The 11,937-nt window shown below is 71.9% G+C and carries 14 protein-coding genes; 10 read left to right on the forward strand and 4 right to left on the reverse strand.

The window, feature by feature from the left end; all coding sequences use genetic code 11:
* Positions 1-213 precede the first annotated feature (213 nt).
* Positions 214-393 carry a DUF6104 family protein gene (locus BL253_RS00140; protein ID WP_076812163.1) on the forward strand — a complete coding sequence of 60 codons (180 nt, stop codon included), beginning with the start codon at positions 214-216 and terminating at the stop codon, positions 391-393.
* A 36-nt stretch (positions 394-429) separates the two neighbouring features.
* Here the strand turns inward: BL253_RS00140 and BL253_RS00145 are convergent, their stop codons facing one another.
* The gene (locus BL253_RS00145) at positions 430-1,404 is read right to left on the reverse strand and encodes a zinc-binding dehydrogenase (protein WP_076812343.1); all 975 of its coding nucleotides are present in this window, start codon (positions 1,402-1,404) and stop codon (positions 430-432) included.
* A 132-nt stretch (positions 1,405-1,536) separates the two neighbouring features.
* On the opposite strand from BL253_RS00145, the gene BL253_RS42125 reads away from it, so the two are divergent.
* The gene (locus tag BL253_RS42125; RefSeq protein WP_158230313.1) at positions 1,537-1,941 is read left to right on the forward strand and encodes a hypothetical protein; all 405 of its coding nucleotides are present in this window, start codon (positions 1,537-1,539) and stop codon (positions 1,939-1,941) included.
* An 87-nt stretch (positions 1,942-2,028) separates the two neighbouring features.
* Here the strand turns inward: BL253_RS42125 and BL253_RS00155 are convergent, their stop codons facing one another.
* The gene (locus BL253_RS00155) at positions 2,029-3,270 is read right to left on the reverse strand and encodes an NAD(P)-dependent malic enzyme (protein WP_076812170.1); all 1,242 of its coding nucleotides are present in this window, start codon (positions 3,268-3,270) and stop codon (positions 2,029-2,031) included.
* A 713-nt stretch (positions 3,271-3,983) separates the two neighbouring features.
* Between BL253_RS00155 and BL253_RS00160 the strand changes: the two genes are divergently transcribed.
* From BL253_RS00160 to BL253_RS00175, 4 genes are all read left to right on the forward strand, one after another.
* Complete coding sequence (locus BL253_RS00160) at positions 3,984-4,922, forward strand: ABC transporter substrate-binding protein (protein WP_076812174.1); 939 nt, start codon at positions 3,984-3,986, stop codon at positions 4,920-4,922.
* A complete protein-coding gene (locus BL253_RS00165) occupies positions 4,906-5,889 on the forward strand; it encodes an amino acid ABC transporter permease (RefSeq protein ID WP_076812177.1) in 984 nt (327 codons plus the stop codon). The genes BL253_RS00160 and BL253_RS00165 overlap by 17 nt, the downstream gene beginning before the upstream one ends.
* 38 nt (positions 5,890-5,927) lie before the next feature.
* Positions 5,928-6,680 (forward strand): amino acid ABC transporter ATP-binding protein, encoded by a 753-nt coding sequence (locus BL253_RS00170; RefSeq protein WP_096335877.1) that lies wholly within the window; start codon positions 5,928-5,930, stop codon positions 6,678-6,680.
* 497 nt (positions 6,681-7,177) lie between these two features.
* The gene (locus BL253_RS00175; protein WP_076812183.1) at positions 7,178-7,795 is read left to right on the forward strand and encodes a dTDP-4-dehydrorhamnose 3,5-epimerase family protein; all 618 of its coding nucleotides are present in this window, start codon (positions 7,178-7,180) and stop codon (positions 7,793-7,795) included.
* On the opposite strand, the gene BL253_RS00180 is transcribed toward BL253_RS00175, so the two are convergent.
* The gene (locus tag BL253_RS00180; RefSeq protein WP_076812186.1) at positions 7,756-8,082 is read right to left on the reverse strand and encodes a S24/S26 family peptidase; all 327 of its coding nucleotides are present in this window, start codon (positions 8,080-8,082) and stop codon (positions 7,756-7,758) included. The genes BL253_RS00175 and BL253_RS00180 overlap by 40 nt on opposite strands.
* Before the next feature lie 143 nt (positions 8,083-8,225).
* Here BL253_RS00180 and sodN point away from each other — a divergent pair, with 143 nt between their 5' ends.
* From sodN to BL253_RS00200, 4 genes are all read left to right on the forward strand, one after another.
* The gene (sodN, locus tag BL253_RS00185) at positions 8,226-8,624 is read left to right on the forward strand and encodes a superoxide dismutase, Ni (protein ID WP_007518544.1); all 399 of its coding nucleotides are present in this window, start codon (positions 8,226-8,228) and stop codon (positions 8,622-8,624) included.
* A 94-nt stretch (positions 8,625-8,718) separates the two neighbouring features.
* On the forward strand, positions 8,719-9,216 hold the full coding sequence (locus BL253_RS00190) for a GNAT family N-acetyltransferase (protein ID WP_076812188.1): 498 nt from the start codon (positions 8,719-8,721) through the stop codon (positions 9,214-9,216).
* Positions 9,217-9,800: 584 nt separating this feature from the next.
* The gene (locus tag BL253_RS00195) at positions 9,801-10,334 is read left to right on the forward strand and encodes an ATP-binding protein (protein ID WP_071049994.1); all 534 of its coding nucleotides are present in this window, start codon (positions 9,801-9,803) and stop codon (positions 10,332-10,334) included.
* Positions 10,331-11,416, forward strand: a complete 1,086-nt coding sequence (locus BL253_RS00200) for an RNA polymerase sigma factor SigF (RefSeq protein WP_076812190.1) — start codon at positions 10,331-10,333, stop codon at positions 11,414-11,416. The genes BL253_RS00195 and BL253_RS00200 overlap by 4 nt, the downstream gene beginning before the upstream one ends.
* A gap of 70 nt (positions 11,417-11,486) precedes the next feature.
* On the opposite strand, the gene BL253_RS00205 is transcribed toward BL253_RS00200, so the two are convergent.
* Positions 11,487-11,870, reverse strand: a complete 384-nt coding sequence (locus BL253_RS00205) for a hypothetical protein (RefSeq protein WP_241834379.1) — start codon at positions 11,868-11,870, stop codon at positions 11,487-11,489.
* Between the last annotated feature and the right edge of the window lie 67 nt (positions 11,871-11,937).

Here is an 11,937-nt window from a genome sequence, read left to right on the forward strand (position 1 = left end):
CGCGCGCTCACCGCCAACCCCGCCAGGCCGCGGCGGCCGTCGCGGCCTGGCGGGGTTGGCGGGGCCCGCTGGCAGAGCGTTCGTCGGCACGGGGTTTGCTGGCACAGAACCGGGCACCGCAGGGCGAGGCGGCCAGGCCGCCCAGAGGTGCCTCGGCGGGCAGGGGACGGCTGGGGCGGGAGCCCAGGCCAGGCCGAGGGAAGCGAGCGGGCGATGTACTTCACCGACCGGGGGATCGAGGAGCTGACGCAGCGGCGCGGCGAGGAGACCGTCACCCTCGAGTGGCTCGCCGACGCCCTGCGTCTCTTCGTCGACGAGCACCCCGAGCACGAGGCCGCCATCGAGACCCTCGCCACCTGGCTCGCCCGCCCGGACGACGATCCCGACCTCTAGGACGCGGTCGCGTCGGCCGGTCGCGTCGGCTGGGGCTCAGACGGTGAGGACGAGCTTGCCGAAGATCTCGCCCTGGGCGATGCGCTCGAAGGAGGCACGGGCGTCGGCCAGCGGGCGGGCGTCGTCGATCAGGGGCCGCACGCCCGTACGGTCGAGGAAGCCGACGAGGGCGGCCAGTTCGTCGCGGGTACCCATGGTCGAGCCGACGACGTTGAGCTGCAGGAAGAAGACCCGGTTCAGCTCGGCGGGCGGGTTCGGGCCGCTGGTCGCGCCGGAGCAGACGACCGTGCCGCCCGGGCGCAGGGATTTCAGCGAGTGGCTCCACGTGGCCGCGCCGACGGTCTCGATGACCGCGTCGACCCGGGCCGGCAGCCGGGCACCCGACTCGACCGCGGCGTCGGCACCGAGGTCCAGCGCCCGCTTGCGCTTGGTCTCGTCACGGGAGGTGACGAAGACGGTGTGGCCGGCGGCTTTGGCGAGCAGCAGCGCCGCGGTGGCGACGCCGCCGCCCGCGCCCTGGATCAGCAACGTGCCACCGCCGTCGGCCGGCAGCCCCGACTTGGTGAAGACCATCCGGTAGGCCGTGAGCCACGCCGTGGGCAGGCAGGCGGYTTCCGCCCAGGACAGCGACGCCGGCTTGGGCACGAGGTTGCGGGTGGGCACGGCGACCCACTCGGCCAGCGTGCCGGGGTGCACCTCGGAGAGCAGCGACCGCTTCGGGTCCAGGGTCTCGTCACCGCCGCCGGCCGCGGGATCACCGATCACCGCGTGGACKATGACCTCGGTGCCGTCGGCCGTCACGCCCGCGCCGTCACAGCCCAGGATCATCGGCAGGCGCTCGGCCGGCAGGCCGACGCCGCGCAGGCTGAACAGGTCGTGGTGGTTGAGAGCGGCGGCCCGAATCGAGACGGTCGCCCAGCCGTCCGGCACGGCCGGCTCCGGCTGCTCTCCCAYGGTCAGACCGGCCAGCGGGTCGGATGGGTTGATCGTCGTTGCGGCAGCGGCAAGCACGGACAAACCGTAGGTCGCCTCGGCGGGCGACGCCACCGGAAGTCCGGGTCAACGGGACAACCGGTGTCCGGTACCGGCCGATGGGGGGAGGCTGAGTCGCGGCCTGTCCCCGGATGTGCTGGACTCGTCATCATGGCGGCTCTTGAACCGACGTGGCCCCCGACCGGTCCCGTGGACGCGGGCCTCCCGACAGCCCGGCCGTCCATGCCCCCGGCCCGCGCGGCACACCCGTCGCCGGCCGAGCCCGCCGCGGCGTCGCCGGCCGCCGCGCGGCCGCAGACCGCGGCGCCGGCCGCGGCGTCCGAGCCCGCGGCGTCGCCTGGACGGGGACGGTCGGCGCGCGGGCCGCGCTGGCGCCGTCGCCGGCCGGTGCTTGACCCGGAGCCGCCGACGCTGACGTTCACCGACGACGGTCGCCCGGTGATCACCGTGACCCAGACCGACTTCGTCGCCTGCTCCTACAAGAGCTGCGGGACGTTGCGCCCCATCGACGAGGTCACCGCGAAGGCTCCCTGCCCAGGCTGTGGCAGGCGTTAGGCGGGGCGCCGAGCGCCCCGCCCAACGCGCGCCTCCGTCTTTCGCCCGGCTTGTCGCCGGGCGACGCCCACGGTTTGACGCCGACGGTTATCGCCGGGCGACGCCGTCCGCCTTGGCCGCGGCCGCGACCGCGGCGGCGACCGCCGGGGCGACCCGGGTGTCGAACGGGCTCGGGATGATGTGGTCCGGCGCGAGCTCGTCGGCGATGACGTCGGCGAGCGCGCGGGCCGCCGCCAGCTTCATGCCCTCGGTGACCCGGCTGGCCCGCACGTCCAGCGCGCCCCGGAAGACGCCCGGGAACGCGAGCACGTTGTTGATCTGGTTCGGGAAGTCGCTGCGCCCGGTGGCGACGATGCTGGCGTACTTCTGGGCGACCTCCGGCCGGACCTCCGGGTCGGGGTTGGCCATCGCGAAGATGATCGCGCCCGGAGCCATGGTCGCGACCGCCTCCTCGGGAACGGTTCCCGAGGACAGGCCGATGAAGACGTCCGCCCCGGCCAGCGCCTCATTGATCGAGCCGGTCAGCCCGCTCCTGTTCGTGACCGCCGCGATGTCCGCCTTGACCGACGTGAGGTCGCCCCGGTCCGCGTAGATGATCCCCTTGCGGTCGCCGACCGCGATGTCGCCGATGCCGGCGGCCAGGATGATGCGGGTCACCGCGATGCCGGAGGCGCCCGCGCCGGACACGACCACCCGCAGGTCGGAGAGCTGCCGGCCGGTCAGCCGGGCGGCGTTCTCCAGCGCCGCGAGCGCGACGATGGCGGTGCCGTGCTGGTCGTCGTGGAAGACCGGGATGTCGAGACGCTCCTGCAGACGCCGTTCGATCTCGAAGCAGCGGGGCGCGGAGATGTCCTCGAGGTTGATCCCGCCGAAGCTCGGCGCCATCCGGGCCACCGTGTCGATGATCTCCTCGGTGTCCTTGGTGTCCAGGCAGATCGGCACCGAGTCGACACCCGCGAAGTGCTTGAACAGGGCCGCCTTGCCCTCCATGACGGGCATGGCGGCCGCCGGGCCGATGTCACCGAGGCCGAGGACGGCGGTGCCGTCGGTGACCACGGCGACCAGGTTGCCGCGCCAGGTGTAGTCCTCGGCGAGAGCCGGCGTCTCCTCGATCGCCAGGCACACCCGGGCGACACCGGGGGTGTAGGCGAGCGAGAGGTCGTCCCTGTTGGCCAGCGGCGACGTCACTTCGAGCGCGATCTTCCCGCCGCGGTGCAGCGCGAACACCGGGTCGTCGTCGGACACCCGCGGACTCACGGGAACGGGCATGACGCCCGCGACGGCACTGGAGGACTGGTCGAGGATCTGATGGTCTGCGGTCGCTGTCACGGAAGTGCTCCTGGGTACGGGCGGCCCGGCTGCCTGCGTACGGCCCGGGGTCGTCGAGGGGCTGTTGTCTGCGGAGGTCCGGGGGTCGCCCATCGTGAGAGGTGATGCCGGGCACAGCCCGGCGTCCGGGGCCGGCGGACCGTCCCCGTGGGCGGAGCTCTCAGCCGCGAGGAGATGACCTGAGCGGCTCACCCGCCAGTCTGCCGTGCGGACCAGCGAGAACCTCGGCGGCAGGCGGGTAGGCCGGCGGGGGTGCTCCCAGGGGTCGCCCGGGGCACCTTCAAATATTGCACGTCAGCGCCGGTATGCGGCGGGCGGTCGGTCAGATGCAATCGTTCGACTACACATGACGATCACACTCGCGACATCTGGCTGAAATGTCTTGCAACGTTCCAGAAGCATCCATGTAGCACTACTGTCACGTAACCACGCTTGGGTGGAGGCCCAGGACGTGCGCCGCCGTTGTCGCCTGCCCACCCGAATACGGACATACGGAACGGGCGATCGAACCCGCCAGATCGCTTCGCGATCCGGTGGGAACCCGGCCCGCACGTCGTGACGGGGGTGCATCCAGCGCCAACCAGCCAGCCAGGCGATCCGCTGGCCGGGCAGCCGATGAGCATGTGCTCACCTGCCCGCGAGCGACCGCCAGCCTGGGCCAGGGCGGTGGGGCCGTCCGCCCTGGGAACTGGCTGGAACTGGAGAGGATAGGCATGCGCCTTCGAACACACCGGATCATGGGCGGCGGCGTGGGCCGCCGGGCCATGCGCCGGGCGGTCGCCGCGACGGYGGTGGCTGGCCTGGTCGCCGTCCTCGCCGCCTGCGGCGGTGGCGACGACTCGTCGGACGGTGGCGACACGACGGCGGCGCCCTCCGCCAACCCCTCCGTCGCGGCCACGCTGCCCGCCAAGTACGCGGGCGGCACCCTCAAGGTGGCCGCGGACGCGTCCTACGCGCCCAACGAGTTCTTCGACACGGACGGCAAGACCGTCATCGGCATGGACGTCGACCTGATCAAGGCACTCGGCTCGGCGCTCGGCGTCAAGGTCGAGGTCGAGAACGCCGGCTTCGACGACATCATCCCGGGGCTCGCCGCCGGCAAGTACGACATCGGCGTCTCGTCGTTCACCGACACCAAGGAGCGCGAGCAGGTCGTCGACTTCGTCACGTACTACTCGGCGGGCACCTCGTTCTTCACCAGCGCCGCCAAGCCGGCCACCCTGACCGGGCTGGACGACCTCTGCGGTCTGACCGTCGCGGTCGAGACGGGCACCACCCAGGCCGCCGACGCCGCCGACCAGGACACGAAGTGCAAGAGCGCGGGCAAGCCGGCCGTGACCGTCCAGGCCTACCCGGACCAGAACCAGGCGAACCTGGCGCTGACCGCCGGCCGGGCGCAGGTGTCGATGGCCGACTCGCCGGTCGCCGACTACCAGGTGAAGCTGTCCGAGGGCAAGCTCAAGCTGGTCGGAAAGCCCTACGGCACGGCTCCGTACGGCATCGCGGTGCCGAAGAACTCGGGCCTCACCGAGCCGCTGGTGGCGGCGCTGAAGGCGGTCATCGCCGACGGCTCCTACCAGAAGACGCTGGAGAAGTGGGGCGTGCAGGAGGGCGCCATCACGGACCCGAAGATCAATGGCGCTGTCAGCTGACAAGGCGCCAGGCGGCGAGCCGGGGGCGCAGGCCCCCGGCTCGCCGGTCGCCCCGGTGACCGGGGCGGCCGGAGCCGACGCGCCGCCGGCCGATGTGATCAAGGCGGTTCCGGTCCGCCACCCGGGACGCTGGGTGGGGGTCGCCGCCCTCGCCCTCCTCGCCGCGATGCTGGTGCACGCCCTCGTCACCAACAAGGCGTTCCACTGGGACCTGGTCCGGGAGTACCTGTTCTCCGAGCAGATCCTGCGCGGCCTGTGGGCGACGCTCTTCCTGACGCTCTACGCGATGGCCATCGGCGTGGTCGGCGGGGTACTGCTCGCCATCCTGCGGCTCTCGCCGAACCCCGTCCTGCGCTCGGCGTCCTGGCTGTACACCTGGTTCTTCCGCGGCACGCCGGTGATGATCCAGATCCTGTTCTGGGCGTCGATCGGCGCGCTCTACCCGAGGCTGTCGATCGGCGTCCCGTTCGGCCCCGAGTTCGCCTCCGCCGACTCGAACTCGCTCATCCCGCTGCTGGGCGCGGCCATCCTCGGCCTCGGGCTCAACGAGGCGGCGTACATGGCCGAGATCGTGCGGGCCGGCATCGGGGCCGTCGACACCGGCCAGGCCGAGGCCGCGCACGCGCTCGGCATGAACCAGGCGCAGACGATGCGCCGGATCGTGCTGCCCCAGGCGATGCGGGTGATCATCCCGCCGACCGGCAACGAGACCATCTCGATGCTCAAGACGACGTCGCTCGTCAGCGTCATCGCCTACACCGAGCTGCTCTACGCCGCCCAGATCATCTACAGCCGCAACTTCCAGACCATCCCGCTGCTGATGGTCGCCGCGATCTGGTACCTGGCGGTCACGTCGGTACTCAGCGTCGGCCAGTACTTCCTGGAACGGCACTACGACCCGGCCGGCCGTAACCGATTGGGGCCCGGTCGACCCATACGCCGCGAGGACAGCGGGGTGACCCTGTGACCAGCGAGACACCAACCGCGGCGGGGAACGGCACCCCGATGRTGCTCGCCGAGAGCATCCGCCGCTCCTTCGGGCACAACGAGGTCCTTCGCGGGATCAACCTGCGGGTCGAGCCGGGTGAAGTGCTCTGCCTGATCGGGCCCTCAGGCTCGGGCAAGACGACCATGCTGCGTTGCATCAACCACCTGGAGAAGATCGACTCGGGTCGGCTGTGGGTGGACGGCGACCTGGTCGGCTACCGGGAGCACAACGGCCGCCTGCACGAGCTGCGCCAGCGCGAGGTCTGCCGGCGTCGCGCCGACATCGGCATGGTCTTCCAACGCTTCAACCTGTTCGCTCACATGACGGCGCTGGAGAACATCATGGAGGCGCCTCTGCGGGTACGCCGGGAGAAGCGCTCCGAGGTCGAGCAGCGCGCCCGTGCCCTGCTGGACCGGGTCGGTCTCGGGAACCGGTGCGAGGCCTACCCGTCCCAGCTCTCCGGCGGGCAGCAGCAGCGGGTCGCGATCGCCAGGGCACTGGCGATGCGGCCCAAGCTGATGCTGTTCGACGAGCCCACCTCGGCCCTCGACCCGGAGCTCGTCGGCGAGGTGCTCGACATCATGCGGGGGCTCGCGGCGGACGGCATGACGATGATCGCCGTCACCCACGAGATGGGCTTCGCCCGTGAGGCGGCCGACACCGTCGTCTTCATGGACGGCGGCGTCGTCGTCGAAAGCGGCCCGCCCGGCCAGGTACTGGTCAACCCCCAGCACGAGCGAACGAAGTCCTTCCTGTCGAAGGTGCTGTGACCAACAGCATTGGGGACCAACAGCATTGGGCTGGTGACGTTCCAGCGGCAAGCAACCGAGCTGGCGCGGAGGCGCGCCTGCGCGGAGGCCCGGCCCCGGAGCGAAGCGAACGGGGTTGGGCCGCAGCGCAGGTCGCCGGAGCGCACGTGAGCGCAGGAGGACACGGCGCGGAGGTCCCTTGGGAGCGAAGCGAGTAAGGGGCCGTAGCGCCGCGCCCGCACGGAGCGAACCAGCAACAACCTTCCCGCCCGACCCGGGCTGACCCCAGCCCCGACCCGAGACGTGTCCCGCGGCGAACCAGGGACATGGCGCTTTTGGGGGGCGGGCGGGGCACCCTGGATCGCCATGGAATGCACACCGTTTTGACCTAAACGCGGGAATCTGACCGGTTCCGGCGCGGGTCGTGGGTCGGTGCCGGRCCTACGGAGACACACCACGGCGGAATCGGCGGGGAGACTGCGTACGGACCGCCGGCCGACCCGGTACGGTCCGCAGGCGTGGATGTCACCGAACTGTCCGTACCGGACGCGTGGGTCTTCACCCCCCGCCAGCACACCGACAGCCGCGGCACCTTCCTCGAATGGTTCCGCGTCGACGCGCTGGAGAAGGCCGTCGGCCACCCGCTCCGGCTCGCTCAGGCCAACCAGAGCGTCAGCAGGGCGGGGACGCTGCGCGGCGTGCACTACGCGGATGTGCCGCCCAGCCAGGCGAAGTACGTCACATGCGTGTCCGGGCGGGTGCTGGACTGCGTGGTGGACATCCGTTCCGGCTCGCCGACGTTCGGCCGATGGGACGCGGTCGTCCTCGACGACGTGGACCGCAAGGGGCTCTACCTGTCCGAAGGCCTGGGGCACGCGTTCATCGCGCTCACCGACGGCGCGCAGGTCTCCTACCTGTGCTCCACCTCATACAGCCCGGGACGCGAGCATGGCGTGCACCCGCTGGACCCTGATCTTGCTCTGCCCTGGCCGGCCGACCTGACCCCGCTGCTGTCCGACAAGGACGCCGTCGCGCCGTCCCTGAAGGAGGCGGACGCAGCCGGGCTGCTGCCCCGGTACGCCGACTGCCTGGCCTTCTACGCCGAGTTGCGGAACCAGGCCGGCCGGGGCCAGTAGCGCAGCACCACCCGGCCGAGCACGTCGGCGGTGTCGATCATGCCGAAGGCGGCGCTGTCGGTGCCTACGCCCACGTTGTCCGAGCGCAGCCACCAGCCGCCGTCCTGGTCGCCGAAGGCGACGCGTTTCACGCCGAGCCCGCGGCCCGCGGGCAGGCGGGCGACGACCACGTCACCGGGCCGGGGCGCGCGACCCCACCAGACCAGGCAGGCGTCGCCGTCACGCAGTGTCGGCGCCATCGACGCGCCGCGAACGGAGACCGCCCCCACGAGAACCGAAGGCCGCACAAGGGTAGGTTGCCAGAAGGTGGGGACACGGGCCGCCGCCCCCCGTACGACGCCACCGCGGCGGACGGGTAGACGGTCTGTCTCGCGCCGAGGCGCCGCCCGTGCCCCCGACGACAGACAAACGTGCGAGGAAGGACGGCGGCATGAGCCTGCTGCACCCCACCACCCGGGTGAGCGCGCACTGCGACCTGCCCTGCGGCGTCTACGACCCGGCGCAGGCCCGGATCGAGGCCCAGTCGGTCAAGGCGATCCAGGAGAAGTACCAGGGGAACGAGGACCCGGTGTTCCGCTCCCGGGCGCTGTCCATCAAGGAGGAGCGCGCCGACCTCGTCAAGCACCACCTGTGGGTGCTGTGGACCGACTACTTCAAGCCAAACCACCTGGAGAAGTACCCGCAGCTGCATGACCTGTTCTGGCAGGCCACCAAGGCCGCCGGCGCCGCCGGCGCGAAGGCCTCGGTTGACCCGGCCGACGGCCAGAAGCTGCTCGACAAGATCGACGAGATCGCGAAGATCTTCTGGGAGACCAAGGCCGCGGCCTGATCCAGGGGCGCGATCATGTCGCCGGCCTCCGGTCATCCGACCGGAGGCCGGCGACGCCTGTTTGGGGCGAGCTCCCGGAAGTGGAGGCAGGTCAGTGATTCGTTCGGCCGAGCCGGGTGACGTGCCGGTCGTGCTGGAGCTGGTGCGGGCGCTCGCGGCGTACGAGCGGGAGCCGGACGCGGTGGAGATGACCGAGCCCGACCTCACCGGGGCGCTCTTCGGGGACCCGCCAGCGGCGGCGGCACTCGTGGCCACGGCGGACGGCGCGGCGCCCACCAATGGTGAGGCGCCGGTGGTGGGGTTCGCGATCTACCACGAGACCTTCTCGACCTGGACGGGCCGCACGGGGACGTTCCTCGTCGACCTGTTCGTCGCGCCGGAACACCGTCGCGCCGGCCATGGCCGGGCCCTGCTCGTCGCGCTGGCGGCCCTCGCGCGCGGCCGCGGCCACCGGCGGCTGGAGTGGGACGTCCTGGACTGGAACACCTCCGCGCACGACTTCTATCGATCGCTCGGCGCCGCTCCCCAGCAGGGCTGGACGACCTGGCGGCTCGACGCCGACGCCCTCGCCGCTCTCGCCGGGGGCGCGTAGCCCCGGAGCCGGGGAACACCCCCGGACCTGGACGCCTTTTATGAACGGGGTCCGGAATCACCCGGCGCGTTCACCACCCGGGCTGGCAAGATGGCAAACATTTCTGATCACCCGACCTGCGCCACCGGGGCGACGCTGGGTACCGTGGGGACAGCGAGCGGCACGGAGTCGGGTATCAGGCGCGGCCGTGGTGGTCTGGCGCGCGGCGCTGCGCGCCCGGCTGGTCCCGGTTGGTGCCCTCGGGCCCACGACAGGCCCGAGAACCGCTCCCGGGGGCTCCCGCCGTTCGGATGGGGGCGACCTTGGTGCGGGGCACTCGTGGGCCTTCGGTGGCGTGTGTGGGGAGGCGGCATGCTGGATATGCCACCGATGACCGCCATGACCCGGGGCCAGCCTGGCACGGCTGTGGGTTGGCCGGGCGGTGGCCGGCAGCCGAGCGCCGGATGCCCGCCGCGACGGGCCGGCACCGAGGCCGGATGATGTAGGCGGGCGGTTCTACCGGGAGCCTTGACGCAACCGGACAACACAACCACCACCAGCGGCGAGGCCCGCCGTTGGAACAACGTAGTCACTGGGGGTAGAACGTGGATCCGACGCCTTCGGCCGGCGGCACGGTGAGCTCCGGCGGTGTCCACGGCGGCGGGCTGCGCGATGTCGTGCAGCTCACCCTCCCGGCCGCGAGCGCGTACCTGACGGTCCTGCGCACCGCGACGGCCTCCCTCGCCGCCCGGCTGGACTTCACCCTCGACGACATCGAGGACCTGCGGATCGCCGTCGACGAGGCCTCCGCGCTGCTCCTGGTCTCCGCGGTGCCCGGCTCGGCGCTGGAGTGCGTGTTCGCGCTCTCGCCGGGCGTGATGCGGGTCACGGTGTCGGTGGACAGCCTCGACGGCGAGCCGCCGTCGAAGGACACCTTCGCCTGGACCGTTCTGGACGCGCTCGCCGGTGAGGTGTCCAGCTCGACCGGCCCCGGCCAGCGAGTGACCATCGAACTGGCGAAACGACAGGGTGCCCGTGCCGACCTCGGCGAGCCGCCGGCCGGTCACGTGCGCAGCCGCAGCGCCGAATCGACCGAGCTTGGCCAGGGTGCGAAGCTCGGTGCCGTGGGAACGTCATGACGTCGCCAGGGCGTACCCCGACCACCCCGCGCGACCGGGTGCCGGCCCTGAGCCAGCGCGCCGGCGGGCCGGACGAGACGCTCGCCGATTCGCCCGAGTCCGCCAGCGCGCGGCGGCCGGGACCCGAGCCGCCGCCGGCCCGCGACGACGCCGAGGCGGCCACGCTGGCGAGCCAGACGCCGTCCAGGAACGGCGAGGACGACCTCAAGCCCGAGGATGCCGTGACCAACATCGGAACCGAGCGGCCTGGCGTGGACGAGCCCAAGGCCGAGACGCCCGAAGCCCCGGAGCAGGAGGAGCACGCGGCGCCGGAACGGACCAGCTCCCCCGACCGGGCGCACGCGCGTGTGTTGTTCGCCCGGCTGGCCGAGCTGCCCGAAGGCGACAGCGAGCGGTCACAGATCCGTGACCAGCTGGTCCGGATGCACCTGCCGCTCGTCGAGTACCTCGCCCGCCGGTTCCGCAACCGCGGCGAGCCGCTGGACGACCTCGTCCAGGTCGCCACCATCGGCCTGATCAAGTCGGTCGACCGGTTCGACCCGGAGCGCGGCGTCGAGTTCTCGACCTACGCGACGCCGACCATCGTCGGCGAGATCAAGCGGCATTTCCGGGACAAGGGCTGGGCGATCCGGGTTCCGCGGCGGCTGCAGGAGCTCAAGCTGTCGCTGACGAAGGCGACCTCGGAGCTGTCCCAGAAGCTCGGCCGGTCGCCGACGGTCGCCGAGATCGCCGCCCACCTCGAGATGAGCGAGGAGGAGGTCCTCGAGGGACTCGAGTCGGCCAACGCGTACTCGGCCGTCTCGCTCGACGCGCCCGACTCCGGCGACGACGAGTCACCGGCCGTCGCGGACACGCTCGGCGTCCAGGACGAGTCGCTCGAGGGCGTCGAGTACCGCGAGTCGCTCAAGCCGCTGCTGGAGAAGCTTCCCCCGCGGGAGAAGCGCATCCTGCTGCTGCGCTTCTTCGGGAACATGACCCAGTCCCAGATCGCCACGGAGCTGGGGATCTCCCAGATGCACGTCTCACGCCTGCTCGCGCGCACCCTGGCCCAGCTGCGCCGCGGTCTGCTCGAGGACGGTTAGGGCTGGTAGGGCCAGCGCGGCCGGACGCTCCGCGCCCACCGCGCCGGCCTGTCTTCAGTGCCCCGCGTGTTCAGGTTCCGGGGTCGTTGTCGGACGGGCGGTGCAGGCCCGTGGCCGCCAGCGCGGCGATGACCGCCACGGCGACGACCAGCAGTGGGATGCCGTAGGCGTAGAGACCGTTCTGGATCATCGCGGCGCCGACCGGCACGCACAGCAGCTGGATGACGATGACCGGGGACTTCGTCGCGGCGCGGTTGACCACGAGCGTGCGGGCGAGTACCAGCACCACGAGTCCGCACCCGAGCGACAGCACACCGCCGAACTCGGCGCGAGCAAGGTCGTCAATGCCGTTCCCGAAGCCCCGAATCACCTGAAAAGCGCCCAGGCCCACAAGCAGCAGGCCCTCCGCCGCCACCAGCGCCGCCGCTACCGTCAGCGCGCGTGGAGCCGCCATCAGCGCGGTCGTTGTCTCGCGTGCCCAGGCTCCCGGTCGAGCACCCGGCGTCTCGCCACGTCCCATG

The sequence above is a fragment of the Pseudofrankia asymbiotica genome (assembly GCF_001983105.1).
Taxonomy (GTDB): domain Bacteria; phylum Actinomycetota; class Actinomycetes; order Frankiales; family Frankiaceae; genus Pseudofrankia; species Pseudofrankia asymbiotica.